This is a genomic window from Lysobacterales bacterium, from assembly GCA_019634735.1.
In the GTDB taxonomy this organism is placed as follows: Bacteria; Pseudomonadota; Gammaproteobacteria; order Xanthomonadales; family UBA2363; genus Pseudofulvimonas.
This window is the reverse complement of sequence record JAHCAT010000003.1, coordinates 159,156-184,220: the sequence shown is the minus strand read 5'-3', so window position 1 is coordinate 184,220 and position 25,065 is coordinate 159,156. Positions and strand designations below refer to the sequence as shown.

General features: G+C 72.2%; 19 protein-coding genes. 9 read left to right on the top strand and 10 right to left on the bottom strand.

The features are described from left to right. Window positions 1-132: 132 nt before the first annotated feature. Together KF823_04710 and KF823_04705 are read right to left on the bottom strand one after the other, a co-directional pair. Window positions 133-297, bottom strand: coding sequence for a 30S ribosomal protein THX (locus KF823_04710; GenBank protein MBX3725200.1), 165 nt, complete (start codon window positions 295-297; stop codon window positions 133-135). A 94-nt stretch (window positions 298-391) separates the two neighbouring features. Continuing rightward, the gene (locus KF823_04705) at window positions 392-919 is read right to left on the bottom strand and encodes a fasciclin domain-containing protein (protein ID MBX3725199.1); all 528 of its coding nucleotides are present in this window, start codon (window positions 917-919) and stop codon (window positions 392-394) included. A gap of 254 nt (window positions 920-1,173) precedes the next feature. Here KF823_04705 and KF823_04700 point away from each other — a divergent pair, with 254 nt between their 5' ends. Both KF823_04700 and KF823_04695 read left to right on the top strand, forming a co-directional pair. Further along, window positions 1,174-1,497: a c-type cytochrome gene (locus tag KF823_04700; GenBank protein ID MBX3725198.1), complete on the top strand. Its 324-nt coding sequence runs from the start codon at window positions 1,174-1,176 to the stop codon at window positions 1,495-1,497. Beyond that, window positions 1,494-1,829: a cytochrome c gene (locus KF823_04695; protein ID MBX3725197.1), complete on the top strand. Its 336-nt coding sequence runs from the start codon at window positions 1,494-1,496 to the stop codon at window positions 1,827-1,829. The genes KF823_04700 and KF823_04695 overlap by 4 nt, the downstream gene beginning before the upstream one ends. Before the next feature lie 113 nt (window positions 1,830-1,942). On the opposite strand, the gene KF823_04690 is transcribed toward KF823_04695, so the two are convergent. Both KF823_04690 and serC read right to left on the bottom strand, forming a co-directional pair. Further along, window positions 1,943-2,527, bottom strand: a complete 585-nt coding sequence (locus KF823_04690; GenBank protein ID MBX3725196.1) for an NfuA family Fe-S biogenesis protein — start codon at window positions 2,525-2,527, stop codon at window positions 1,943-1,945. Between the two features lie 87 nt (window positions 2,528-2,614). Then, window positions 2,615-3,691: a 3-phosphoserine/phosphohydroxythreonine transaminase gene (serC, locus tag KF823_04685; GenBank protein MBX3725195.1), complete on the bottom strand. Its 1,077-nt coding sequence runs from the start codon at window positions 3,689-3,691 to the stop codon at window positions 2,615-2,617. A 155-nt stretch (window positions 3,692-3,846) separates the two neighbouring features. Here serC and msrP point away from each other — a divergent pair, with 155 nt between their 5' ends. Both msrP and KF823_04675 read left to right on the top strand, forming a co-directional pair. Further along, window positions 3,847-4,821: a protein-methionine-sulfoxide reductase catalytic subunit MsrP gene (gene msrP, locus KF823_04680; GenBank protein MBX3725194.1), complete on the top strand. Its 975-nt coding sequence runs from the start codon at window positions 3,847-3,849 to the stop codon at window positions 4,819-4,821. After that, window positions 4,821-5,462, top strand: a complete 642-nt coding sequence (locus KF823_04675) for a sulfoxide reductase heme-binding subunit YedZ (GenBank protein ID MBX3725193.1) — start codon at window positions 4,821-4,823, stop codon at window positions 5,460-5,462. The genes msrP and KF823_04675 overlap by 1 nt, the downstream gene beginning before the upstream one ends. A 215-nt stretch (window positions 5,463-5,677) precedes the next feature. Here KF823_04675 and KF823_04670 read toward each other — a convergent pair whose 3' ends face one another. Beyond that, a complete protein-coding gene (locus KF823_04670; protein MBX3725192.1) occupies window positions 5,678-6,394 on the bottom strand; it encodes a hypothetical protein in 717 nt (238 codons plus the stop codon). Between the two features lie 148 nt (window positions 6,395-6,542). On the opposite strand from KF823_04670, the gene KF823_04665 reads away from it, so the two are divergent. Next, a complete protein-coding gene (locus KF823_04665; GenBank protein MBX3725191.1) occupies window positions 6,543-7,130 on the top strand; it encodes a phasin family protein in 588 nt (195 codons plus the stop codon). Window positions 7,131-7,205: 75 nt separating this feature from the next. Here the strand turns inward: KF823_04665 and KF823_04660 are convergent, their stop codons facing one another. After that, complete coding sequence (locus tag KF823_04660; protein ID MBX3725190.1) at window positions 7,206-8,639, bottom strand: deoxyribodipyrimidine photo-lyase; 1,434 nt, start codon at window positions 8,637-8,639, stop codon at window positions 7,206-7,208. A 100-nt stretch (window positions 8,640-8,739) separates the two neighbouring features. On the opposite strand from KF823_04660, the gene KF823_04655 reads away from it, so the two are divergent. Continuing rightward, window positions 8,740-9,966 carry a hypothetical protein gene (locus KF823_04655; protein MBX3725189.1) on the top strand — a complete coding sequence of 409 codons (1,227 nt, stop codon included), beginning with the start codon at window positions 8,740-8,742 and terminating at the stop codon, window positions 9,964-9,966. 267 nt (window positions 9,967-10,233) lie between these two features. Here KF823_04655 and KF823_04650 read toward each other — a convergent pair whose 3' ends face one another. Then, window positions 10,234-11,814: a cryptochrome/photolyase family protein gene (locus KF823_04650; GenBank protein ID MBX3725188.1), complete on the bottom strand. Its 1,581-nt coding sequence runs from the start codon at window positions 11,812-11,814 to the stop codon at window positions 10,234-10,236. Window positions 11,815-11,918: 104 nt separating this feature from the next. On the opposite strand from KF823_04650, the gene KF823_04645 reads away from it, so the two are divergent. The 3 genes from KF823_04645 (at window position 11,919) to KF823_04635 (ending at window position 21,059) form a co-directional block, all read left to right on the top strand. Then, window positions 11,919-16,820 carry an alpha-2-macroglobulin family protein gene (locus KF823_04645; GenBank protein MBX3725187.1) on the top strand — a complete coding sequence of 1,634 codons (4,902 nt, stop codon included), beginning with the start codon at window positions 11,919-11,921 and terminating at the stop codon, window positions 16,818-16,820. Between the two features lie 100 nt (window positions 16,821-16,920). After that, the gene (gene pbpC, locus KF823_04640; protein ID MBX3725186.1) at window positions 16,921-19,263 is read left to right on the top strand and encodes a penicillin-binding protein 1C; all 2,343 of its coding nucleotides are present in this window, start codon (window positions 16,921-16,923) and stop codon (window positions 19,261-19,263) included. 515 nt (window positions 19,264-19,778) lie between these two features. Beyond that, a complete protein-coding gene (locus KF823_04635; protein MBX3725185.1) occupies window positions 19,779-21,059 on the top strand; it encodes a tyrosine--tRNA ligase in 1,281 nt (426 codons plus the stop codon). A 282-nt stretch (window positions 21,060-21,341) separates the two neighbouring features. Here KF823_04635 and KF823_04630 read toward each other — a convergent pair whose 3' ends face one another. The 3 genes from KF823_04630 to KF823_04620 form a co-directional block, all read right to left on the bottom strand. After that, the gene (locus tag KF823_04630; protein MBX3725184.1) at window positions 21,342-23,429 is read right to left on the bottom strand and encodes a S8 family serine peptidase; all 2,088 of its coding nucleotides are present in this window, start codon (window positions 23,427-23,429) and stop codon (window positions 21,342-21,344) included. A gap of 222 nt (window positions 23,430-23,651) precedes the next feature. Next, on the bottom strand, window positions 23,652-24,398 hold the full coding sequence (locus tag KF823_04625; GenBank protein MBX3725183.1) for an S-methyl-5'-thioinosine phosphorylase: 747 nt from the start codon (window positions 24,396-24,398) through the stop codon (window positions 23,652-23,654). Next, window positions 24,395-24,952 (bottom strand): hypoxanthine-guanine phosphoribosyltransferase, encoded by a 558-nt coding sequence (locus KF823_04620; protein MBX3725182.1) that lies wholly within the window; start codon window positions 24,950-24,952, stop codon window positions 24,395-24,397. Before KF823_04620 ends, KF823_04625 begins: the two co-directional genes overlap by 4 nt. Between the last annotated feature and the right edge of the window lie 113 nt (window positions 24,953-25,065).

Here is a 25,065-nt window from a genome sequence, read left to right as displayed (position 1 = left end):
CCGGATGCGGGCCGGCGCCGGCTGCGCCCAGCCCTGCCGGAAACGCACAGGGCGCCGGCTTCCGGCGCCCTGTGGGGTCACGACCAGCCTGCATGACGTCGTTCCCCCCGGACAGGGGGAGACGCCAGCGCCTCAAGCCTTCTTGCGCGCCGCAGTCTTGGCGGCCGGCTTGGCCGGCTTGGCTGCGGCCGGGGCCGGCGCAGCGGCAACGGCAGTGGCACTGCCCTGGGGACGGACGTTGCCGTAGCTGCCGCGGAAGATCTTGCCGCGGCGGGATTTCTTGTCGCCCTTGCCCATGGCCGGGACTCCTCGGTGTGATGATGGAAAACGGCCGCGCAGCATAGCAGCGCGGCCGTTGCTCCGCACGGGCGGGCGATGCGTGGCGAACCGGTCAGCCGGCCGGCGGCAGGATCACCTGGTCGATCACGTGGATGACGCCGTTGCTGGCCATGACATCGGCGCTGACCACGCGCGCGCCATTGACGGTCACGGTGTCGCCGCGGGTGGCGATGCTGACGTCGGCACCGTTGACGGTGGTCGCCCTGTCGAGCCCGACCACCTGCTCGGCCGTGACCTTGCCGGGCACGACGTGGTAGGTCAGCACTGCGACCAGGCGGTCCCGGTTCTCGGGCTTGAGCAGGTCCTCGACGGTACCGGCCGGGAGCGCGGCGAATGCCGCGTCGGTTGGTGCGAACACGGTGAACGGCCCGGGACCCTGCAGGGTCTCGACCAGGCCGGCGGCCTGCACCGCGGCGACCAGGGTGCCGAACTGGCCGGCGCCGGAGGCGACCGCGACGATGTCGCCGGCGGCCTGGGTCTGCTTGCTGCCCGCATAGTCGCCGGCGTGGGCGATCGGAGCGAGGGTAGCGGTGGCGAGCGACGAGGCAAGGGCGATGGACAGGATGCGAAGCGCGTTCATGAGTCGGCTGTCTCCAGGGGGGGTGGTGCCCGGGGAAGTCCGGGACGAGCGCAGGGTGGTGCGTCGACCGTCGCCCCGGCGTCTGCGCAAGGTGCAGGCGCCCTGCACGAATGTGCAGCCGCCGTCACTGCATCGACGCCGCATGCCGACCCGATGCGAGCCACGGTGACGCCAGACGCCGGCGGACCGGGGGCTGGGCGCGCAGGCGACGGCTGCTATACTCGCGCCCTTCGTTTCGCCCCTGGTTCCGGAGCATGAAGCCCATTCCGCTCATCCTTTCCGCCCTTGCCGCGCTGGCGGCCGGCAACGCCCTGGCCGCCGAGACCGACGAGGGTCGGCTGCTTGCCTACACCTGCACCGGCTGCCACGGCATTCCCGGCTACAAGAACGTGTACCCTCACTACCACGTCCCGCGCATCGCCGGCCAGACCCGGGAATACCTGGTTGCCGCCCTGCGCGCCTACCAGGCCGGCGAACGTGCCCACCCGACCATGCGCGCCCAGGGCGAGAGCCTGAGCGAGGCGGAGATCGAGCAGATCGCGACCTTCCTGGCCAACCACGGGAGCACGCGTCGATGACCCGCATTCTCACCAGCCTGGCGATGCTCGCCGCCCTGGTCCCTGCCCTCGGCCAGGCCGGCAATGTCGAGCGCGGCCGCGAGAAGTCGGTGGTCTGCCAGGCTTGCCACGGCCCTGACGGCAACGGCGTCGGCGACCCGCAGTACCCGGTCCTGGCGGGCCAGTACGCCGACTACCTGGCGCATGCCCTGCGCTCCTACCTCAACGGCGAGCGCCAGAACGTCATCATGCAGGGATTCGTGGCAACCCTGAGCGAGCAGGACATCCGCGACCTGTCGGCCTTCTATGCCGCCCAGTCCGGTCCCCTCGGCGATCTGCGCGACCTGAAGTAGCCGAACCTCGGCGCAGGCTTCCCCGCCGCATGCGGCGGCGCGACACCCGTCGCGCCCCGTGTCGCAATGACGTGCCTTGCTTGCAAGCCCTGGGAAGGGACGCGCAGCGCCGCTCAGGCGAAATACGGCGTCCGTCCACTTGCGTGGTCGGTCGCGTCGCGCACTGCGGTCACCTCGGGGATGCGTTCCCGCAAGGTCCGCTCGATGCCCTCGCGCAGCGTCACGCTGACCATGCCACAGCCCTGGCAGCCGCCCCCGAAGCGCAGCACCACCTCGCCCTGCGCGGTGACCTCCTCGAGCGCTACCCGGCCGCCATGACCGGCGAGCTGGGGATTGATCTCGCTTTCCAACAGCCAGCGGATCCGCTCCACCAGGCCGGCGTCGGCCGCGGGCGCGGCCGCACGCAGGGCCGGCGCACGGATGCTCAGCTGTTCGGCCGTGCCCTCCGTGCGCAGCGCGATCTCGGCCTGGTCGAGAAAGGGTGCGGAGTCGGCATCGATATAGAAGGTCAGTCCGTCGCAGACGTCGACCAGCCATTCGTCGCCGCGCAGGTCGGCGCGTTCGCAGTAGCGCAGGGCGACATCGGCACGGGCCGTGCCCGGCGCCACGGCACTGAGGTGGATGCCGATGATGTCGTCGCCCTGCCGTTCCAGCAGGGTGCGAAAGTAGGCCTGGGCGCGTGGGTCGACATGGATCATGGCGAAATCGTACCAGAACGGTCCGGTATTGCGCGGCCGGTCGACGCGTCGACCAGGCGTCCGGACCGCCGCCGGTTCCCGGCCGGCTCAGCCGTGTTCGCGCTGGAACGCCGCCATGAACTCGACCAGCGCCTCGACGCCGGCCATCGGCATGGCGTTGTACAGGCTCGCCCGCATGCCGCCGACCGCACGGTGGCCCTTCAGGCCGACCAGCCCCGCCGCCGTGGCGCCCGCCAGGAAGGCGGTGTCCAGGCCCTCGTCGTGCAACTGGAACGGCACGTTCATCCAGGACCGGGCGGCACCGGCGACGCTGTTGCGGTAGAAGCCGTCCGACCCGTCGATGGCCGAATACAGGCGCGCCGCCTTGGCCTGGTTGAGCCGGGCCATGGCGGCCAGGCCACCTTGCTCCTGCAGCCACTGGAACACCAGACCCGCCAGGTACCAGGCGAAGGTCGGCGGCGTGTTCAGCATCGAGCCATTGGCGGCATGACGGTCGTAGCGAAAGATGTCCGGCAGGGTGGCCGGTGCCCGCGCCAGCAAGTCGCGGCGTACCAGCAGGACGACCAGGCCGGACGGTCCGATGTTCTTCTGCGCGCAGGCGTAGACGATGCCGTAGCGGGCCACGTCGATCGGTCGCGACAGCAGGGTCGAGGACATGTCGGCGACCAGGGGCACGTCGCCGGTGTCGGGCGGCGCGTGGAACTCGACGCCATGGATGGTCTCGTTGGGCGTCATGTGCACGTAGGCGGCGCCCGGGTCGAAGTCGTAGCCCGCCGGCAGATCACGGAAGCCGCCCTGCTCGCTGCTCGCGGCGACCCGGACCGCACAGGCCTTGCCCGCCTCTGCCATCGCGCGCACGCCCCAGTGCCCGGTCAGCACGAAGTCGGCCCGCCCGCCCGCGGCGATGTTCATCGGCACCTGGGCGAAATGCTGGGTGGCGCCACCCTGGAGGAACAGCACGGCGTAGTCTTCGGGTACTGCCAGCAGGGAGCGCAGGTCGGCCTCGGCGCGGGCGGCCATGGCCTCGAAGGCCTTGCCGCGGTGCGAAACCTCCATCACCGACGCGCGCTCGCCGCCCCACTCCAGGAACTCGGCCTGTGCCCGCTCGAGCACGGCGTCGGGAAGGGCGGCCGGACCGGCGCTGAAATTGTAGGCTCTGGACATGCAGGTACCGGTACTGGGCGGGGGCGGACGGGGCATCGATTATGCCGCAGCGCAGCACCGGGTGCCGGGACCGGATCGCCGATCCGGGGCGGCCGAACAGACCTGGCGTTGACCGTCGAGGTGGCACCATGGCCTGGCCAAGTCTGGAGTCCGTCATGCCCCGCCATCGGTTTCCGCAGCCGCCAGCCAGCGAGATCACCCCGGAACCGGTCTGGCGCGAACGCCGACGCCTGCTCGCCGCCTTCGGTGGTCTGGCCGCCCTGCCCTTGCTGGCTGCCTGCCGCGAACCGGGACCGGCCGCTGCGCCGCCGGCCGGCGAGCCGCTGTCGATCATTCGTCGCACCGACACCACCGGCGGCGAGGACATGACCCGCTTCGCCGACGTCACCGGCTACAACAACTTCTACGAGTTCGGCACCGGCAAGGACGACCCCGCCCGGTACGCGCACACGCTCAGGCCGCGTCCCTGGTCGCTGGAGGTGGCCGGTGCCGCCGAGCGGACCGGCCGCCTCGACCTGGAGGACGTGCTGGCGCCGCATCCGCTGGAGGAGCGCGTCTACCGGCTGCGCTGCGTCGAAGGATGGTCGATGGTGATCCCGTGGATCGGCTTTCCGCTGGCCGATCTGCTCAAGCGCTTCGAGCCCGCCTCCCAGGCGCGCTACGTCGCCTTCCACACCCTTCTCGATCCCGAGCGGATGCCTGGCCAGCGACGGCGCATCCTCGACTGGCCCTATGTCGAGGCGCTGACCATCGAGGAGGCGATGCATCCGCTGTCGTTCATCGCCACCGGGCTGTACGGCCAGGTCCTGCCCAACCAGAACGGCGCGCCGCTGCGCCTGGTCGTGCCCTGGAAGTACGGCTTCAAGAGCATCAAGTCGATCGTCCGTATCGAATTCCTCGCCGACCGGCCGCTGACCAGCTGGGAGCGCTCGGCGCCCCACGAGTACGGCTTCTACGCGAACGTCAACCCGCAGGTCGACCATCCCCGCTGGAGCCAGCGCAGCGAACGCCGGATCGCCGGCAGCAGCACCAGCGTGTTCGCCAGGCGTATCCCGACCCTGCTGTTCAACGGCTACGCCGAGCAGGTCGGCCACCTCTATGCCGGTCTAGACCTGCGCCGGAACTACTGATGCCGGCACCGGCAACGAATGCCGGCCGCCGGCCTGGGACGGCGGTCCGCAGCGCCGTCTTCCTGGCCTGCCTGTCGCCGATGCTGTGGATGGCGCTGCAGGTTGCCCGCGGCGACCTGGGGCCGGATCCGGTCGCCCGGCTGACCCATGAAACCGGCATCTGGGCATTGCGGCTGCTGCTGCTATCGCTGGCGATGACGCCGCTGCGCAGGCTCACCGGCTCGCCCTGGCCGCTGCGCCTGCGTCGGATGATCGGCCTGTTCGCGTTCGCCTACGCGCTGCTGCACCTGCTGGTGTACGTGGCGCTCGACCTGCAGGCCTACTGGCCGCAACTGCTCGAGGACCTGGTGAAGCGGCCGTTCATCACCGTCGGCGCCGCCGCCCTGGTCCTGCTGGTCCCGCTGGCGCTCACCTCGACCCGCGCCATGCAGCGTCGGCTCGGCCGCCGCTGGCGACCGCTGCACCGGCTGGTCTACCCGGCCGTGCTGCTGGCCTGCCTGCACTTCCTCTGGCTGGTCAAGGCGGACTGGCGAGAGCCGGCGATCCACCTGGGCATCGCCCTGTTGCTGCTGGCGCTGCGCCTGCCCCCACTGGCGCGCGTCCTTACGCGGCACACCGCCAGGGACGGTCCGGCTGCCTGACCCCGACATTTCATGAGACCGCTGCTGCGGCCGCCGATCTTCGCGCCGTGGCGCGGTCTCGACGGCCTCGCTACGCGTCCTCGCGAAACATCCGGGCTGAGGCGGAAAGCGAGCGCGGTCCGGGCACCAGGGCCAGGGCACGTTCCCTTGTCCTGGTGCTCCAGGAATCGATCATCGACCGGCAGGTCGACGGGGGTGGGCGTTTCGCCGGACGCTCAGATATAGATGAGTGCGGCGATCACGGCTGCCAGCAGGGCCGCCAGCAGAACCAGCCAGCCCAGGCCCGAGGCGCTGCCCGCCGGCGCCGGTTCCGGCATCGCCTCGGCTGCGGGCAGGCGCCGCGTGACCGGCTCGGGGACCGGTTCCGGGAGGACCTCGACCAGATAGCGCGCACGCGCGACCTGCAACTGGTCCCCGGGCGCAAGCGCCGCCTGGCCGGCCAAGGGGTGGCCGTTGAGCCAGGCCTGGACCGCACCGGGCTGCACGGCGACGCAGCCGCCCGAAAAGCTCACGCTCAATGCCGCCGCGGCGGCCGAGACCGGCTGCCCTTCGGGATCGAAGCTCTGCAGCGGGCCCTCCAGGACACTGCCCGCGCCGCTGCCGCCGCGCCGGCGCAGAACGAAACTGCGCACCGGCGGCACCTCGGTGGCTGGCGGACGTCCGAGCAGGTCGAAAGCGAGGTTGCCCAGGCAGACCCGATCGCCGGCATGCAGCCAGGCCAGCGACTGGACCGGTCGACCATTGACCACGGCACCCACCGAGGGGTCGTGCACGAACAGCCAGGCGCCCGGGGGGTCCGACTCCACCTCGGCGACGGCGCTCGCCCCGCCCGGTGCCGTTGACCCCTCCGGCCCGCCGGCAAGCGCCAGCCGCTGCCCCGGTGCTGGCAGCGGCAGCCGGGTGCCGTCGGCGAGTCGAAGCTGTTCGATCATCGCGCGCAGGGTAACGGAAAACCGGCCCCAGGCCGCGATCGGCGCCGCTGCCGGGACGGTCCGGCGGTCCCGGACTGTCCTGGCGCGGGCGTTGGGGGCAATGCCGATTCCGGCTAGACTCGTGGCGTCACCTTGCCAGGAGCCCGCAATGAGCAAGCAGGAACGCAAGTCCGCCGCCAAGGCCATCGCCGATTCCGCCCAGCAGATCTGGCTTGCCGGTCTGGGCGCCTTCGCCAAGGCGCAGGAGGAAGGGTCGCGGCTGTTCGACCAGCTCATCGTCGATGGTGCGGAGCTTGAGAAGCAGACCCGAAAGTACACCCACGAGCACCTGGCCAGCCTGCGCGACCACATGGAAGGCACCGTCCAGCGCCTGCGCGATACCGGCCAGGCCAGCATGAAGAAGATCCAGGGCCTGGTCGATGCCCGCGTTGCGCAGGCCGTGGAGCGCATGGCCGTGCCCTCGCGCGAGGACTTCGAGACGCTGATGGCGCAGATGGAGTCGATGCGTGCCCAGATGCTGGCGACCTTGACCGGTCACGGCGATGCCCGGACCGGCCCGGGCAAGCACACGGCCAGCAGTCCGGCTGCCAAGCCCGCCGGCCGGACCCCGGCAAGGCGCGCTGCCGGCAAGCCGGCGGCGAAGAAGGCAGGCGGCAGGACTGCGGCGAAGAAGGCGGGCAAGACTGCCGCGAAGAAGTCGCCGACCGTGCGCAGCAGCGCGCCACGCAAGCGCTGAACCGGCTGCCCCGGGCGTGGCCGCGGCGAACGCGGCCGCGCAGGTGGGCTGGCGGGCGATGCTACCTCGCCGATCTCAGATCGTGCGCCAGGCTGCCAGCGCATCCTCGCGGCTGCGCTGAAGGTCGACGATCGGGCGCCGGTAGACGCTGTCGTCGTCCACCCCCGCAGCATCGAGTACCGCGACGGGCGCCTGCCACGGCCGGTGCAGCCAGCGCGAGGGAAGCCGCGCCAGTTCCGGCAACCAGTGCCGCACGTAGCATCCGTCGGGATCGAAGCGCTCGCCCTGCGCCGCCGGATTGAACACCCGGAAATAGGGTGCGGCATCGGCACCCGAGCCGGCCGTCCATTGCCAACCCTGGGTGTTGTTGGCCAGATCGGCATCGACGAGGGTGTCCCAGAACCAGCGCGCGCCCGCCAGCCAGTGGATGCGCAGGTTCTTGGTCAGCAAGGAAGCCACCACCATGCGCACGCGGTTGTGCATCCAGCCGGTGCGCCAGAGCTGGCGCATGCCGGCGTCGACCAGCGGGATGCCGGTACGCCCGCGCTGCCAGGCGACCAGGTCGCCGGCGTCCTCGCGCCAGGGAAACGCCTCGTACCTGGGGTTGAGCGGCGCCTGTGGGGTTTCCGGAAAGTGATGCAGCAGGTGGTGGGAGAACTCCCGCCAGCCCAGCTCGCGGATGAAGGCCGCGGCGCCTTCGCAATCCGCGCCCCGCGCCCGGGCCTCGAGCAGCGCACGGCGCGGCGAGATCTCGCCGAAGTGCAGGTGTGCCGACAGCCGCGAGGTGCCGTCGCGATCCGGGCGGTCGCGGCCGTGCGCATAGTCCGCGGCCGCGTCCGACAGGAATGCGCGCAGGCGGGCCTGGGCGCCGGCCTCGCCCGGCGTCCAGGCCTGCGCCAGCCCCCCGTCCCAGGCGATGCGAGGCAACAGGCCGAGCGCGGCGACCTCATCTCCTGCGGGCATCCGCATGGGCGTCGGCAGACTGGGCGGCGGCGACACGGCCGTCACCGTGTCCAGGCTTGCGAGCAACCTGCGCCAGTAAGGCGTGAACACACGGTAGGGATCGCCCTGTCCGGTCGCGATCTGCCAGGGCTCGGCGAGCAACGCCCCGTTGAGGCTCTCGGCATGCAGGCCGGCGGCGCGCAGTTCGCGCTTGATCAGGGTGTCGCGCGCGACCACGGCGGGCTCGTAGCGCCGGTGCCAGTACACCGCGCTCGCCCCGCACTCGCGGGCGATCGAGAGCAGCGTCTCCAGGCTTGCGCCCGCGCGCACCACCAGGCCGGATCCGAGTCGCCGGAGGCTGGCATCCAGCGCCAGCAACGCGTGATGCAACCACCAGCGCGACGCCGCACCGGGCGCCCAGGGCGCCTCCTCGCCAGGCGCATGGACGTACACGGGCACGATGGCATAGCCGGCCCGCAATGCGGCATCCAGGGCGGGATGGTCGTCCAGCCGCAGGTCGCGGCGGAACCAGATCAGGGCGGTACGCGTGGGAAGGTCGTGGGGCATTCCGGGAATGCTCGGGGCAGGCATGTCGGCGCACCGTGCACGGACATCGGGGCCTGACTGTATTACCCTCCGGTATCGCGTTTCCCTGGAGGAGGGGTACATGTCCACAAGAATTCATCTGTCCGCCCTGCTGGCGCTGGCTGCGGCGCCGGCCGTCGCCGACCAGACACCCGTCCAGGCCTGGCAACTGGGCAGCGCCCTGGCGTCCACCGAGCTGGGTTCGCCGGCCGCCCGCCATGGCCATCGCATCGAGCTGGCCGACGGCGCGCTGGCGGCCGACCGGCTGCGGCTGCCGCTGCCCGGCGGCGATGTCGTGGTGCGGCGGGTCGACCACCAGCAGCGCGCCGACGGCGCCCTGTGGCGTGGCCACGTCGAGGGCGACCCCGACCATGTCGCCACCTTCACCCTGCATGCCGGACAGCTTGCCGGACTGGTCACGCTGCCCGGCGCCACCTGGGAGATCATGCCCGCCGGCGACGGCGGCGCCGACCTGCTGGCGATCGACCATGCCGGTTTCCCGGAATGCGCCGGCGACCATCCCGCGCCGACCATCGACACCCTGGCGCCGACCGCCGTCCTGGGCGGCCCCTCGCCGTTCCTGGACCGCTTCGACGACATCGACGTGATCATCTTCTACACCGCAGCGGCCCGCACCGGTGCCGGTGGCGAGGCGCAGATCCAGGCCACCGCACAGGCGGCCGTCGACAACGCCAATACGGCGTTCTCGCAGAGCGCGCTGCCGCATCGCTTCCGGCTGGTTGCGGCGCTGGAACTGGCGTTCAACGAGAGCGGCAATGCCAGCACCGACCTGTCGGCATTCCGCGCCAACGCCACCGCCAATGCGGCGCGCAACGCCTACCTCGCCGACCAGGCCGGCCTGCTGGTCGAGAACGGCGGCGGCGGCTGCGGCATCGGCTACCTGATGACCGTCGTCGGGCCGGGCTTCGCCCCCAATGCCTTTCAGGTCACGGCCCGGACCTGCGCGGTCGGCAACCTGACCTATGCCCACGAGCACGGCCACAACATGGGCATGGCGCACAATCCCGAAAACGCGGGCACCGCCGCCTATCCCTACTCTTACGGACATTGGAACGGCCTGGCCGACACCCCCGCCAGCGAGCGCTTCCGCACGGTGATGTCGTACGCCAATCCCTGCGTCGGCGGCTGCACCCGACGGCCCTACTGGTCCAGCCCGGAGATCAATTACATGGGTGTCCCGACCGGAGTCGTCGACGAGCGCGACAACGCGCGCAACATGCGCAACGTCGGTCCGACGGTCGCCAACTGGCGGACCAAGACGATCCTGCGCTTCGGCTTCGAAAACTGACTTGCGCCGCAGACCTGGCCCAAATGCCCCGCAAGGCTGCTGCCCCGTCCGCATGAAGCATCCGGGCTAGCAGCTTGTTGAAAAACGACCTTCCTGGTCGATTTTCAAGTCGCCCGTCCGGCGCAGGTCCGGACGGGCTCCCGTCGAATCAACTGCTTACGCACTTGCTTCGCCGAGCGGCCATCCATGGCCGCCGCCAGCAGCTGTTTTTCAACAGCCTGCTGGCGAGCGAGCCACGTACGCCCAGGCCCCGGACGTCCGGCGCGCTCACCGCGCATCGCCGGTCTGCGCGCTCCCGCGCGGGGCCAGCGATGCCCGCAGCTGCACCGCCGCGATGCGGATTGCTGCCCGTGCATCCGGATCCATCCGGTCCAGGGACCGCCATTGCAGGGCCGTGCGCGGATGCTTGCCGAAACGCCCGCGGTGACGGTCCAGGAAATCCCAGTAGAGCGTGGTGAAAGGACAGGCGTCCTCGCCCAGCGCGGTTCCGGGGCGGTACCGGCAATCCCGGCAATGATTGCCCATGCGCTCGATGTACCGGCCGCTGGCGACGTAGGGCTTCGAGCCCAGCAGGCCGCCATCGGCGTGCTGGCCCATGCCCAGGGTGTTGGGCAGCTCGACCCACTCCACGGCGTCGACGTGCATGGCCAGGAACCACTCGTGGACCTGCTGCGGCCGTACCCCGAGCAGGAGCGCGAACAGGCCGGTCAGCATCAGGCGCTGGATGTGGTGGTTGTATCCGTGCCGCAGCAATTGCCCCAGCGCGTCGCGCAGACAGGCCATGTCGGTGTCGCCGGTCCAGTAGAAGGCCGGCAGGTCGGCATCGGCGCCCAGCCCGTTGAGCCCGACGTAGTCGGGCATGCGCAGCCAGTAGATGCCTCGCACGTACTCGCGCCAGCCGATCACCTGGCGCACGAAGCCCTCCACCGAGGCCAGGGGCGCCGAGCCTTCCCGCCAGGCCGCCAGGGCCGCGTCCACCACGGTGCGCGGATCGAGCAGCTTGAGGTTCATCGCCGCCGACAGGCGCGCGTGGTAGAGCCAGGGTTCGCCCTGCCAAAGGGCATCCTGGTACGGCCCGAACGCCGCCAGTCGATGGCGCACGAAGTCGTCCAGTGCCTGAGCGGCCTGCGCGCGGGTCACCGGCCAGTCGAAACCGGCAAGTTCGCCGGGATGGTCGGGGAAGCGCCGTGCCACCTCTTCCAGCACTTCCCGGGTCAGGGCATCTGGCGGGAAGGCCAAGGGCGCGGGCAGCAGGCCCGGGCCCTCGCGTCCAAAGCTGCGGCGGTTGTCGGCGTCGTAGTTCCAGCGGCCGCCCTCGGGCACGCCGGCGGCATCGACCAGGATGCCCAGGCGCCGACGTTGCCAGCGGTAGAAGTGCTCCATGACCAGGGAGCGCCGACCGCGCGCCCAGTCGGCGAACTCGCCGGGATCGACCAGGAAGTGGTCGTCCTCGCGCCAGGCCAGTTCCACGCCGGCCTGCGCACAGCTCGCCGCCAGGGCCACCATCACGCCGTGCTCGCCGGGCCGGCAACCGACCACGCGCGCCGGGGCCAGCGCGCCGATGTCGTCGACCAGCGCGTCCGCGAGATCCTGGTGGCCGGCGTCCAGGTCCCGGTAGTGCACGGTCCAGCCGCGCGAACGCAGCGCGTCCCGGCAGTGCCGCATGGCGGCAAGGAACAGCGCGATGCGTGCCTTGTGCGACCACACGCGCGTCGCCTCGCCCACCGCCTCGGCCATCCACACGGCGTCGCGGGCGGGATCGAAATCGGCCAGCCAGCCGGCATCGGGATCGAGCTGGTCGCCCAGCAGCAGGAACAGGCGGCCGGGATGGGTCCGGGAGGCGGTCATCGGCGCAGGCTGCACCCGGAGCCGTGGTGCGCGCGTGCAGGCAGGGAAGCGGCATCGCCCGCCGCTATGATGCCGCCACCACCCGCAGCCCCCGGAGAGTCGCGATGAGATTGGCGCACCTGGCCTGGACCGCGCTCCTGCTCCTGCTGCTGACCGCCTGCGGCGGTGGCGCCGGAGACCGGGGCGAGGACGCCCTCCCTGCCGCCGAGGCCGCCACGCGATGGCAGGCGCCCGAAGACAGCAGCGGCTTCCACATCGCACGGATCGAGGGCTACACGCGCTGGGGCCGTCCTTCGCTGCGCCTGGTCGCCGCCGAACCGCTGGCCCCGGCGCAGGACTTCGACAGCCTGCTCGACCTCACCGACGGTGACGGTGCGCGACCCAATGGCAGCTGGCAGCTCGAGTCCGACAACCGCACGCTCAGCTTTCCCTGGCTGGAGGCCGACCGCCGCTACCGCCTGCGCGTCGATGCGGCCCTGGCTGCCGCCAGCGGTGCCAGCCTGCCGGAACCGCTGGCAGTCGAGGTCTACTCCGGGCCGCAGACCCCCTTGCTCGGTTTCGCCAGCCAGGGCCATGTCCTGCCGGGCCGCGACAGCGCCGGCCTGCCGGTGGTGACGGTGAACGTCGCGGAGGCCGACGTCGAGTTCCTGCGGGTCCGGGAATCGTCCCTGCCGGCCTTCCTGTCGAGCTGGCACCGCAACGGCCAGCGGGGAAGCTGGGAGCTGGAACAGATCGCCGAGCTGGCCGACAGCGTCTGGGCCAGCCGCTTCGCGCTGCGCGCCGAGGCCAACCGGCGCACGCTCAACCATATCCCGGTCGACCACGCCAACCTCGCCGAACCCGGCGCCTACTTCGCGGTGATGCGACCGGCCGGCCGCTTCCAGGACACCTACGCGACCGCGCTGTTCTTCGTGAGCGACATCGGCGTGCATGCGCGCCAGCACAGCGATGGGCTGTTCGTGCATGTCGCCTCGCTGGCCACCGGCCGCCCGCTTGCGGGCGTCGAGCTGCGCCTGCTCGATGCCGGCGGCACGGCCGTGGCCACCGTGCAGAGCGACCGCAGCGGCACCGCCAACCTGCCGGTCAGGCCGGCGCGCGAGCACGTGCTGCTGGCGCGCCGCGGCGGCGACCTGTCCCTGCTGCCGTTCGGCCAGCCGGCCCTGGACCTGGCCGCCTTCGACCTGCCGGCCGGCAGCGCCAGCGCGCCGGCCTCGGTGTTCCTGTGGGCCGGTCGCGACCTTTTCCGGCCGGGCGAAACGCTGCGCGTGCACGCGCTGGCGCGCGACGCCGACGGCCGGGCGATGGCACCGGCACCGCTGTTCCTGCGCCTGCGCCAGCCCGACGGCCGCACCTTCCTGGAACAGTCGGTGATGCCCGATGCGCTGGGCTACACCAGCCTGGTGCGCGAACTGCCGCCGGAGGCCGCGACCGGTCGCTGGCGCCTGGAGGCGGCGCGCACACCCGATGGCGATGCGATCGGCGCGATGCCGCTGCGCGTCGAGGAGTTCCTGCCCGAACGCCTGAAGCTGGACCTGGCGACACCGGAGTCCGGCAGCGGCCCGACGCTGGCGCTGAGCGCCGATTCGGCCTGGCTGTACGGCGCGCCGGCGGCGGGGCTGCGCTTCCTCGCCGAGCTCAGCTTCGAGCACGCCCCGGCCGGCCTGCCGGGCCTGCCCGGCTTCCACTTCGGGGACCCGGGCCTGGCCCTGCCCGGCCCTGGCGACGCCGCCTTCGACGGCCCGCTGGATGCCGCCGGCCGCGCCGAACTGTCGCTGGCGCTTCCCGAAACGCTGCCGGTCCAGACCCCGGTCGCGGTGTTCGCGCGCGGCAGCGTCTTCGAGCCGGGCGGGCGGGCGGTCAGCCGTACCGTCCGGCAGCTGCGCTGGCCGGCGCAGCCGCTGCCCGGCATCCGACCCCTGTTCGACATCGACGAGGGCGCCCCGGCGCGGGCCACCGTCGCCTTCGAGGTGGCCATGGCCGATGCCGACGGCCGCCTCAGCGACGGCCGCGTGCAGGTGCAGGTCCTGCGCGACGATCGCGAGGTGGTCTGGACTCATGATCTGGCGCTGGGCTGGCGCGCGGAGTACACCTCGAACTGGCGGCCGGTCGGACCGGCGCGCACGGTGACGCTGTCGGCCCAGGCGCCGGTGCGCATCGAGTCCGAGGTCGACTGGGGCGATTACCGGCTGGAGTTGACCCCCGACGGCGCAAGCGCGCCCGCCACCCGCCTGTCCTTCCATGCCGGCTGGCGCGCCGACGACGACAACCGCGGCGAGGCCGCGCGCCCTGACCGCATCCGCATGGCGCTGGACCGCACCGGCTACCGGGCCGGCGACGACCTGGTGCTCACCCTGACACCGCCGCACCCGGGCCCTGGCCTGCTGCTAGTCGAGGCCGGCGGCACCCTGCTGCACAGCCAGCCGATCGAGGCCACCGCCGGCGGCCAGGTCCGCCTCACCGTCGCGCCAGCATGGGAGCGCCACGATGTCTACCTGACCGCCCTGGTGTTCCGGCCCGGCTCGGCGCGCGAGAAGATCACCCCGAACCGCGCCCTGGGCGTGGTGCATCTGCCGATCGCCCGTGAGGACCGTCGCGTCGAGGTCGCCGCCAGCGCGCCCGAGCGGGCCCGGCCCGGCGACACCGTGCCGGTCCGCGTGTCGGCGCCCGCCCTGGCCGGCAGCACGGCGCGCGCCACCGTCTCCCTGGTCGACCAGGGCATCATCAACATCACCCGCTACGGGGTCCCCGACGCCGGCGCGCAGTTCTTCGCGCCGCGCCGTTACGCGGTCGACGCCTACGACCTGTACGGCCGGGTGATCGAGCACCTGGACGGCCATCAGGCCCGTCAGCGCTATGGCGGCGACCTTGCCCTGGCGGTGCTCGCCCAGGCCCGGCGGCCGACCGCCAAGGTCGCCACGGTCGATCTGTTCGACGGTCCCGTCGAGCTGGATGCCCAGGGCAATGCCGAGGTCGGCATCGAACTGCCCGACTTCAACGGTCGCCTGCGCCTGGCGGTGCTGGTCTACGACGACCATCGCCATGGCCATGCCGAGGGCGCCATCGAGGTGCGCGCGCCCCTGGTCGCCGAGGTCTCCAGTCCGCGGGTGATGGCACCTGGCGACAGCGCCGTGCTCAGCGTCGACCTGCACAACCTCAGCGGCCAGCGGCAGTCCCTGGCCCTGACCGTGCGCGCCGAACCGCCGCTGGCACTCGCCGAAGGCAACCAGCGCCTGGTGCTGGAGGACGGTGCCCGGCGCACCCTGTCGCTGCCGCTGCGGGCCCTGAGCGGCGAAGGGGTCGGCCGCATCGCACTGGCGGTCCGCGGCGAGGGCATCGCGCTGGACCGCAACTTCGAACTGGTGGTGCGTCCCGGCTGGGCGCCGTTGCGCGACGGCAGCCTGGAACGACTGGCGCCGGGCAGCCATGTGCGCCTGGACCGCAGCGCGCTGGCCGGCCTGTTCGATGGCAGCGGGCGGATCGGGCTGGCCGTCTCGTCGCGGCCGCCGGTGCCGTTCGCGAGTGCGGTCGACGGCCTGCTCGGCTACCCCTACGGCTGCCTCGAGCAGACCGTGTCCCGCGCCTTCCCGCTGGCCCTTCTCGACGCGCAGACTGCCCAGCGCATGGCGCTGCCGGCGCTGGCGCCGGACGCGCGCCGGCGGGCGCTGGACGATGCCTTCGCGCGGGTCGGCGCGATGCAGCTCGGCAACGGCCACTTCGGACTGTGGGCGGGCGAGGGCCAGGCGCAGACCCAGCTGACGCCGTTCGTCGCCGAGTTCCTGCTGGAGGCGCGCGAGGCAGGCGAAGCGATTCCCGAGCCGGTGCTGGAACGCGCGCTGACGCGCCTCACCGAGGACCTGCTCGCCGGTGGCGAGCGCTACTACGCCTACCAGAACGGACCGGCATTGCGCTTCGCGGTGCGTGCCCATGCCGGGTACGTGCTGGCCCGCCTGGGTCGTGCGCCCCTGGGCACCTTGCGGGCCATGCTCGACCACGAACGGGAGCAGGCGGCCAGCCTGATGTCGCTGGTGCACCTGGGCCTGGCCCTGCACCTGCAGGGCGACCAGCGCCGTGGCCTGGGCACCGTGCAGGCGGCGCTCGCCGGGCCGCCGCGCCGGCCGGCCTGGCTGGGCGACTACGGCAGCGAGCTGCGCGACCGGGCCCTGGCCCTGGCACTCATCGCCCGTCATGGCCTGGCGGTGGAAGGGGCCGAGGGCGAGTTGCTGGCGCTGGCGCGTGAGCTGGCGGCCCGCGACGGCCGGCAGGGCGGGATGGCGCTGACCACGCAGGAACAGCTCGCCTTGTTCCGGCTTGGCCGGCAGATGCTCGCCGCCGAGGCCGCGCCGATGCGTGCCCGGGCGATGCGCGGCGACGAGGCCGTGGCCGTCTCCGGCGGTGGCCTGTGGACGGCGCTGTACGACGAGGGCGACCTGGCGGCCGGGGTCGAACTGCACAACGAGGGCGACACGCCGCTGTGGCTGCTGCGCGAACGGGTCGGCACGCCGTTGTCGCCCCCGGCCGCGGACGCCGCCGGCATCGCCGTGCGACGCGACTGGTTCACGCCGGACGGCCGGCCGTTCCGCGGCGATGCCCTGCGCGAAGGCGACAGCCTGGTGGTCCGGCTCACCGTGGAGGCGCGCGAGCAGGTCGAGGACCTGGTGGTGGTCGACCCCCTGCCCGGTGGGCTGGAAGTGGAAAACCTCAACCTGCTCGACGCCCGCCTGCTGCAGTCCCTGGTGATCGAAGGCGAAGCCCTGGGCCAGCGCGGCGGCAGCGAGCTGATCCGCAACGAGGAATACCGCGACGATCGCTACAGCGCGGTGCTTCGCCTGTGGTCCGGGCAGACCGGCCAGCTCTGGTACGTGGTGCGCGCGGTATCGCCGGGCGAGTACGCGGTGCCGCCGGTTCAGGCCGAAGACATGTACCGGCCCTGGCTGCGGGCGGTCGGCGCCGCCCGGGCCCGGCTGCGCGTGTTGCCGCCGCAGGGCCTCCGCCAGGCGGAGCCGTGAGCCGCGCCTCCGCGCAGGCGGAGGCGCGCGCGGTCTGCGGACCGGTACGGCCATCGACCGGTGGCCACCGACCGCCCGCGGCACTGCCGGAAAGCGGCTGATGGCGGTTGCGCCCCCAGCTGCCCCTGCCGGCAGCACGCGATTGCCGCGCTGGCTGATGCGCGGCGCCTGGCTGCTTGCGCCACTGGCCGCGCTCGACCAGGCGTTGCCGCCGCCGCTGCCGGGCGACGACGGCGGTGCCGTGGTGCTGGCCGCCGACGGCCGGCCGCTGCGCGCCTTCGCCGGCCGCGACGGCGTATGGCGGCGGCCGGTGGATGCCGCATCGGTGTCGCCGCGTTACCTGGAGGCGCTGCTCGCCTACGAGGACCAGCGCTTCCACTGGCACCCCGGCATCGATCCCCTGGCCCTGGCCCGCGCCAGCTGGCAGGCGGTGCGCGCCGGCCGGCCGGTGTCGGGCGGCTCGACGCTGACCATGCAGGTGGCGCGCATCCTGGAGCCGCCGCAGCGGCGCCGGACACTCGCCGCCAAGCTGCGCCAGTCGCTGCGCGCGCTGCAGCTGGAACGGCGATTGGACAAATCGCAGATCCTCGCCCTGTACCTGGACCACGCGCCGTTCGGCGGCCCCGTGGAAGGCGTCGGCGCGGCCAGCTGGGCATGGCTCGGCAAGGATCCCGGCCAGCTCAGCCATGCCGAGGCGGCGCTGCTGGTGGTGCTGCCGCAGGCGCCCGGCCGCAACCGACCCGACCGCCATCCCGAGCGGGCCCGCGCCGCCCGCGACAAGGTGCTGGCACGCATGGCCGACACCGGCATCTGGCCGGTCGAGGTGGTCGCCGAGGCGCGCCAGGAGCCGGTGCTGGCGCGCCGCCTGCGCGCGCCCCAGGATGCGGCACTGCTGGCCCAGCGCCTGCGCAGCCAGGCGCCCGGCACGCCGGTCATCCAGACCCTGGTCGACGCCGACCTGCAGGCCGCCCTTGAGGAGCGGGTGCGGCAGTGGCTGCGTCCCCTGCCGCCACGCACCTCGGCGGCGCTTCTGGTGGTCGGCAACGACGACCTCGCGGTGCGCGCCTATGTCGGCTCAGGCGCCTTCGCCGACCTCGATCGCCTGGGTCATGTCGACATGGTGCGGGCGCGGCGCTCGCCGGGTTCGACGCTCAAGCCTTTTCTCTACGGTCTCGCCATCGACGACGGACTGATCCACACCGGCAGCCTGCTGGTCGATGCGCCATTCGCCTTCGACGGCTATCGACCCGGCAACTTCGACAGCGCCTTCCGCGGCCCGGTCTCGGCGGCCCAGGCCTTGCGGCTGTCCCTGAACGTGCCGGCGGTGGACCTGCTCGACCGGGTCGGGCCGGCGCGCTTCGCGGCGCGCCTGCGCCACGGCGGTCTCGGCCTGGACCTGCCGCGGGCGGCGACACCGAACCTGGCCATGGTGCTGGGCGGTACGGCGACTTCGCTGCAGGAACTGGTCGGCGCCTACCGCGCGCTGGCACGCGATGGCCTGGCCGGACGGCCGCGCCTGCGCCCCCAGGACCCGCTCGAGGAGCGCCGCCTGCTCAGCCCGGGCGCCGCGGGCCTGGTGCGCTCGATGCTGCTCGTGCCGGGCCCGGCCGGGAGCACGGGGTCCAGTGCGACAGGCCTGGTCGCCAAGACCGGGACCAGTTGGGGCTACCGCGACGCCTGGGCGATCGGCATCCTGCCCGAGTACACCCTCGGCGTGTGGATCGGGCGACCCGACGGCACGCCACAGCCCGGCCAGTTCGGCGCCATAACCGCCCTGCCCCTGCTCGAATCGGTGGCCGCGGCCCTGCCTCGCCGGGCGGGTTCGCGCTGGCAGGAACCCGCGGGCGTCGAGTCCGTCGAGGTCTGCTGGCCGTCCGGACAGCCTGTTGGCGCCGACCCCGCCGCGCCCTGCCCGGAACGCCATCCATCCCTGCTGCTCGAGGGTCTGCGACCGCCGCCGCTGCCGGATCGCCTGGCACCGGGTGCCGGCGCCGAGCTGACCGTCCTCCTGGACGCCGACGGGCGGCGACGCAGACCGGATTGCGCCGGCGGCCAGATCCTGTCGGTCCTGCGCCTGCCCCGCTGGCCGCTGCTGGCGCAGCCCTGGCTGGACCCGCAGCGCCAGCGCGCCGCTCGACCCCCCCCCTGGGCCGGTGCCTGCGGTCCGGCTCCGCATCTGGCCGTCGGAACGCTGCGGCTTGCCGGTGTGGTGGACGGCGCGACCCTGAAGCCGGCGCCCGGCGGCGACGGCTCGGTGAACCTGCGCCTGGTCGCCGACGGCGGCGAGGGCCGCCTGTGGTGGCTGCTGGACGATCGCCTGGTGGCCGAGCATCCCGGCGGCCTGCCCCTGGACCTGCGCCTGGCGCCTCCCGGTCGACACCGGCTGGTGGTGCTCGACGCCGCCGGTCGATACGCCAGCGCGCGCTTCCGCGTCATCGAGTGAGCGTCCCCTGGCCGCGCCGCTGCGCGGGCCGCTCCCCGGCCGACCTGATCGGTGCCGTATCCGCACCTCCCAGCCAGTTCGCCCACTGCCAGGCGCGTGCTTGCAGCGGCACTGCACTTCTGCCCCGCCTGCGGGGAGGCGGGGCAGAGTTCCGCCCCGCCCAGCGCGCGCTGCTGGGCCAGCAACGGTGCAGATCATCGCAAGTGCCGGCCCGCTCCCCGCTCCCGAACCGGGTTGGCGTCGTCTCTCAGCGACCGCCACAGACGGGTCCGCCCCTTCCTGCCAAGCGGGCACCGCCGGTGCGAAGGCACCGCACTTCTCCCCTCCCCCACCAGTGCGGGAGGGGCGGGGGAGAGGGCCGCCCCGCCCGGCGCGCGCCGCGGGCCCTGCCCGCTCATCGCTCCGCAGTGGTTGGCCGGATGCAAGCGGACGACCCGTCGCGCCGGATCGGCGCCTGCCTGACGCTGTTAAGCTTCGCGGTCCCCCGGACCGGCCCACCGCCGCAGCGCACACCCATGGACCTGATCGACGACCTCAAGTGGCGCGGCCTGCTGGCCGATTGCACCGACCTGGACGGACTGGCCGCCCGCCTGCGCGAAGGGCCGATCGCGGTCTACTGCGGCTTCGACCCGACCGGCGACTCCCTGCACGTCGGCCACCTCATGGGGCAGCTCATGCTGCGCCGCTTCCAGCGCGCCGGCCACCACCCGATCGCCCTGGCCGGCGGCGCCACCGGCATGATCGGCGACCCGTCCGGCAAGTCCGCAGAGCGCAATCTGCTGACCCGCGAACAGCTCGACCACAACGTCGCGGCGATCAAGGTCCAGCTTGCCCGCCTGCTCGACTTCGAGGCCGAAGCCAACCCGGCGCGACTGGTCGACAACGCCGACTGGACCGCGCCAATGGGCTTCCTGGAGTTCCTGCGCGAGGTCGGCAAGCACTTTCCGTTGACCACCATGCTGGCCAAGGAGTCGGTGCGCACGCGGATGGGCAGCGAAGCCGGCATCAGCTACACCGAATTCAGCTACCAGCTGCTGCAGGCCAACGACTTCTTCCACCTGCGCAGCACGCTCGGCTGCGAACTGCAGATCGGCGGCTCCGACCAGTGGGGCAACATCACTGCCGGCACCGAGTTCGTGCGCCGCAAGCTGGGTGCCACGGTGTGGGGCTGGACCTTCCCCCTGATCACCAAGTCCGACGGCAGCAAGTTCGGCAAGACCGAATCCGGCGCGGTCTGGCTGGACCCGGCGCGCACCAGCCCCTATCGCTTCCACCAGTTCTTCCTCAACACCGAGGACGCGAAGGTGGGCGAGTACCTGCGCAAGTTCACCTTCCTGCCGCGCGAGCGGATCGAGGCCCTGGAAGCCGAGCATGCGCACGACCCGGGTGCCCGCCAGGCGCAGCGGGCGCTGGCCGACGAGGTCACCGCCCTGGTGCATGGCCAAGGTGCGCTGGACTCGGCGCTGAGGGCCGGCCGCATTCTGTTCGGCGCGCCGATCGAGGACGCCGGCGAATCGGTGTTCGCGGATCTCGCCGGCGAAATCGACACGGTGTCCCTGGACCGAGCCGCCGTGGACGGCGAGGGCGCGGCCCTGGTCGACCTGCTGGTTCAGGCCGGACTGTGTCCGTCGCGCGGCCAGGCGCGCAAGGACATCGAGGGCGGCGGCGTCTATGTGAACAACGTCCGCTGCCAGGCGTCCGATCGCCGGGTCACCGCCGCGGACCTGCTGGCTGGCGGCCATGTCCTGCTTCGCAAGGGCCGCAAGCAGCACGCCCTGCTGCGCGTGTCCGGCTGAGTCGCGCCAGGCCCGCCGGCGACGCGGCAGGCGCCGTGGCCGCAGGCGGCGGTCACCCCCGAGCGGTGTCGCGCAGCGCACCCTTCGTCGAGGCATGACAGACCTGCTGCGCAGCCTGGCGGGCGATCCACCGACCTCGAGTCCGCGTGTCCCGCGCCAACAAGAAGGCCACCGGGACGGATCCCGGTGGCCTGGTTGAACCGACGGCGGGTCGAGGTCCGCCAGCGGCCGAACGCAAATACCCGGGCGGCGACCGCGCCGCCCGGGACGACCTGCCGCCCGCTAGAACTGCAGGCTCCAGCTGTCGATGTAGCCGATGTCGCCGTTGGCGGCATCGTAGACGCGCAGCCGCCAGGTGCCGTTGGCAGGCACCGAGGAGGCATTGATCGTGTAGCTGGTGATGATGTTCTGAGCGCTGCCGCCGGTGCGGTTGTGCACGCGCCAGCTGGTGCCGTTCGGCGCCACCACGTCGACGCGCAGGTCGCCGATGTAAGTATGGATGATGCGAACGTTGACGGTCAGCGACGCCGGGCCGTTGCCGGTGCGGTTGACCGCGATCGGACTCTCGGTGGTCTGCAGGTCGCGGATCTGATAGTCGGCGGTGTTCTCGAAGAAGCTCTGCTGGCCGCCACCGCTGGCGGTGAAGCTGCCGACCAGGGACACACCGGAGAAGGCCGAATAGCCGCGCACCATGACGTGCCACGTCCCGGCCGCCGGCGAGGCGATGGTGCAGCTCTCGTTGTTGCCGGACAGGTACGGACGACAGGTGTAGGTGCTGGTGGTCGGCGCGGCGCCCTGGCGGACATACAGATCGGCATCGCCAGAACCGCCGCTCATCTGGAACACCAGGTTGCTGGCGCCGGAAGGCACCTCCATGGTGAAGCGCAGTTCGGTGCCGGTGCTGCCGGACAGGCCGGTGACCGGCACGCCGTTGCTCAGCACGTTGGACGGCGGCGGCGGGGGTGGCGTGCCGCCGCCCGCTGCCTGCACGGCGGCCAGGGCGTTGACGATGCCGGTGCCGCAACCCGAGCAGGTGGCCGGAAAGGCGCGTGCGGTCGACTTCAGGGTCGACTCGATCTGCGCCGGCGTCATCGACGGGTTGACCTGCAGCATCAGCGCGGCCGCGCCGGCGACGTGCGGGGTGGCCATGCTGGTGCCCTGGTAGAAGGCGTAGCTGGCGCTGCCCGGCGTGGTTGTTCCGGTGTTGAGCGTCGACAGCACGCCGGTGCCGCCGCCGCCCGGTGCGGCCACGTCGACCACGGTGCCGAAGTTCGAATACGAGGCCTTGCCGCCGTTACGGCCGACCGCCGCCACCGCCACCACGTTGTTGCAATTGGCCGGGCGCGAGTTGCTGGCGTTCTGGTTCTCGTTGCCGGCCGCCACCACCACCACCGAACCGCGGCCGACCGCGGAATTGATGGCGTTCTGGTAGGTGGTGCCGCAGCTGCCGCCGCCACCCAGGCTCATGTTGATGACCTTGGCCGGCGTGGCGTTGGCAGGCACGCCGGAGACGCTGCCGCCGGACGCCCAGACGATGGCGTCGGCGATGTCGGCCAGGGTGCCGCCGCAGGCGCCGAGCACGCGCAGGTGCTGGACCTTGGCGCCGAAGGCGACGCCGGCGACGCCGGTCGAATTGTTGGTGACGGCGGCGACGGTACCGGCGACATGGGTGCCATGCCAGCTGGAGTTCTGCGCCGCGTGCGGCGTACCGCACTGGTTGGCGGTGATCCAGTCGCCCTCGTCCTGCGGGTTGGCGTCGCGGCCGTTGCCGTCGCGCGCCGTGGTCGCGCTGCTGATGAAGTCGTAGCCGGCCACGGTATTGCCGTTGAGGTCCGGGTGGCTGGTGCTGCCGGTGTCGAGCACCGCGACCACCACGCCCGCGCCGGTCGCGATGTCCCAGGCCTGCGGGAGGTTGAGGCCGCCCGCCGCCTCGAAGTAGTGCCACTGCTCGCCGTAGCGGGTGTCGTTGGGCGTCAGCGCCCGCTGCATGATGGCGTTCGGCTCGACGTAGGCGACGTCGGGATCGGCAGCGATCAGCTCCATCACCGAAACGGCATCGAGGCGGCTGCCGTTGCCGCCGAAATCGATCAGCTCGCCGCCCGCCGCAACCGGCCGGACATGGCTGCCGCGGGTGCCGAGACGCGCGCCGACGCGGTCGGCCAGCGCCTGTACCGCCGCCGGGTCGGTGGCGGCGCGGGAACCACTGTGGAAATGGACGATGAAGCCCTCGTACTGCTGTCCTGGCGCCAGCGCGCTGGTGTTGATGCGCGAGGCGAGCGGGCTGGCCAGGGCGGAAGCGCTGAGCGCTGTGCCGAGGAAGAAGGCAAGGGCGAGCACGCGGCCGGGGCCGCGGGCGGGGTTGGAATGCATCGGTGACTCCCTCCGGTGATGTGTCGTGATGGTCCCCGACCGGGACGCCCGGGCGGGGCTGGGCCATTCCTGACCCGACACGGCGACCGGCGCCCTCCAGCACCGGCGCGACCGTCCCAAGAGCGGGTCGCGCAACCGTGTCGAGCCGGACATTAGCAGGTCCGGTTTTACATGTGTGTCGGGAAATCGACCGCCGGCGAGACTATTTGCGTGATGCAGTTCTCAGAATGAGGCCAGCAGTTCGTCGATCAGTGCCGGCAGGCGGGCGGTGGCCTGTTCCATGTTGCCGAGCACGTCGGCCATGGTGATCTCCGCCTCGTCGCCGCAGCCCGCCGCCCAGTTCGCCACCACCGCCACGCAGGCGTAGGCAAGCCCCAGCTCCTTGGCCAGCGCCGCCTCGGGCATGCCGGTCATGCCGACCAGATCGCACCCGTCGCCGGCCAGCCGGCGGATCTCGGCGCGCGTCTCCAGGCGCGGACCCTGGGTTGCGCCGTAGGTGCCGCCATCGACGAGGTCGAGCCCGGCAGCGCGGCCGGCATCCAGCACGGCGCCTCGCAGACCGGCGTCGTAGGGCCAGGACAGGTCGACATGCTCGACGCGGTTTCCGTTGCCCGCGTAGGTGTGCGCCCTGCCCCAGGTGTAGTCGACCAGCTGGTCGGGAACGACCAGCGCACGCGGCGCCATGCGCGCGCTGATGCCACCCACCGAGTTGACCGCCAGCACCCGGCGCGCGCCGAGGGAATGCAGGGCCCAGAGATTGCCGCGGTAGTTGATCTCGTGCGGCGCGAGCACGTGGTTCTCGCCATGACGCGCCAGGAACAGCACGCGCCGGCCATGCAGCGTTCCGGCCACCACGGCGTCGCTGGGCGGGCCGTAGGGCGTCTCCACCAGGTGCCTTTGCGCGTCCTGCAGGCGGGCCAGGCGGTACACGCCGGTGCCACCGATGATCGCCAGGTCGACCGTGCTCATGCGCTCTCCTCCGCCATGGCATGGATCGCGGCCAGGTTGCGGCCGTGGCCATGCCAGTCCATGCCGTAGCCGAAGACGTAACGATCGGGCACCACCAGTCCGACGTAATCGGCCTCGATGCCCGGGGCCCGCCGTTCGTGATGCTTCTCGGTGAGCACCGCCACGCGCACCGTCGCGGCGCCCTGTGCCAGGCAGTGCTCCCGGATCGCCAGCAGGGTATGTCCCTCGTCGAGGATGTCGTCGACCAGCAGCACGTGCCTGCCGCCCATCGCCACCACCGGGCGACGCAGCCAGTTGAGCGCGGCGCCCTCGGTGCCGCGGTAGCGGCTGGCGTGCACGTAGTCGAAGTCGAAGTCGGTGGCGCAGGTCAGCGCGAGGCTGGAGGCGAAGAACTGCCCGCCATGCATCACCGTCAGGAACACCGGTCGGACCGCCGATCCGTAGTCGGCGTCGATGCGCCTGGCCATGGAGGCGATGGCCGCGTCGACGGCGGCGCCGTCATGGATGCAGTCGGCCGCCGCCAGCACCTCGGTGAACGTCGTTGATGGGGTCATGCTGGCCTCCATGGAAAGTGATTGCTGCCCCCGCCTCGGGCTATCCGGCACTGTACCGGCATGTCGGCCGCAGGCGTCCGGCGCATGTTGGAACGGCCCCGGCGACGAGGAGC

What these genes read in the sequence shown, in the direction of transcription:
- KF823_04705 (MBX3725199.1), bottom strand. Translation starts at nt 919, where the DNA reads ATGAACGCGCTTCGCATCCTGTCCATCGCCCTTGCCTCGTCGCTCGCC.
- KF823_04655 (MBX3725189.1), top strand. Translation starts at nt 8,740, where the DNA reads ATGTCCACAAGAATTCATCTGTCCGCCCTGCTGGCGCTGGCTGCGGCG.
- msrP (MBX3725194.1), top strand. Translation starts at nt 3,847, where the DNA reads ATGCCCCGCCATCGGTTTCCGCAGCCGCCAGCCAGCGAGATCACCCCG.
- KF823_04625 (MBX3725183.1), bottom strand. Translation starts at nt 24,398, where the DNA reads ATGAGCACGGTCGACCTGGCGATCATCGGTGGCACCGGCGTGTACCGC.
- KF823_04650 (MBX3725188.1), bottom strand. Translation starts at nt 11,814, where the DNA reads ATGACCGCCTCCCGGACCCATCCCGGCCGCCTGTTCCTGCTGCTGGGC.
- KF823_04635 (MBX3725185.1), top strand. Translation starts at nt 19,779, where the DNA reads ATGGACCTGATCGACGACCTCAAGTGGCGCGGCCTGCTGGCCGATTGC.
- serC (MBX3725195.1), bottom strand. Translation starts at nt 3,691, where the DNA reads ATGTCCAGAGCCTACAATTTCAGCGCCGGTCCGGCCGCCCTTCCCGAC.
- KF823_04675 (MBX3725193.1), top strand. Translation starts at nt 4,821, where the DNA reads ATGCCGGCACCGGCAACGAATGCCGGCCGCCGGCCTGGGACGGCGGTC.
- KF823_04620 (MBX3725182.1), bottom strand. Translation starts at nt 24,952, where the DNA reads ATGACCCCATCAACGACGTTCACCGAGGTGCTGGCGGCGGCCGACTGC.
- KF823_04690 (MBX3725196.1), bottom strand. Translation starts at nt 2,527, where the DNA reads ATGATCCATGTCGACCCACGCGCCCAGGCCTACTTTCGCACCCTGCTG.
- KF823_04645 (MBX3725187.1), top strand. Translation starts at nt 11,919, where the DNA reads ATGAGATTGGCGCACCTGGCCTGGACCGCGCTCCTGCTCCTGCTGCTG.
- KF823_04695 (MBX3725197.1), top strand. Translation starts at nt 1,494, where the DNA reads ATGACCCGCATTCTCACCAGCCTGGCGATGCTCGCCGCCCTGGTCCCT.
- KF823_04670 (MBX3725192.1), bottom strand. Translation starts at nt 6,394, where the DNA reads ATGATCGAACAGCTTCGACTCGCCGACGGCACCCGGCTGCCGCTGCCA.
- KF823_04630 (MBX3725184.1), bottom strand. Translation starts at nt 23,429, where the DNA reads ATGCATTCCAACCCCGCCCGCGGCCCCGGCCGCGTGCTCGCCCTTGCC.
- KF823_04710 (MBX3725200.1), bottom strand. Translation starts at nt 297, where the DNA reads ATGGGCAAGGGCGACAAGAAATCCCGCCGCGGCAAGATCTTCCGCGGC.
- KF823_04660 (MBX3725190.1), bottom strand. Translation starts at nt 8,639, where the DNA reads ATGCCCCACGACCTTCCCACGCGTACCGCCCTGATCTGGTTCCGCCGC.
- pbpC (MBX3725186.1), top strand. Translation starts at nt 16,921, where the DNA reads ATGGCGGTTGCGCCCCCAGCTGCCCCTGCCGGCAGCACGCGATTGCCG.
- KF823_04665 (MBX3725191.1), top strand. Translation starts at nt 6,543, where the DNA reads ATGAGCAAGCAGGAACGCAAGTCCGCCGCCAAGGCCATCGCCGATTCC.
- KF823_04700 (MBX3725198.1), top strand. Translation starts at nt 1,174, where the DNA reads ATGAAGCCCATTCCGCTCATCCTTTCCGCCCTTGCCGCGCTGGCGGCC.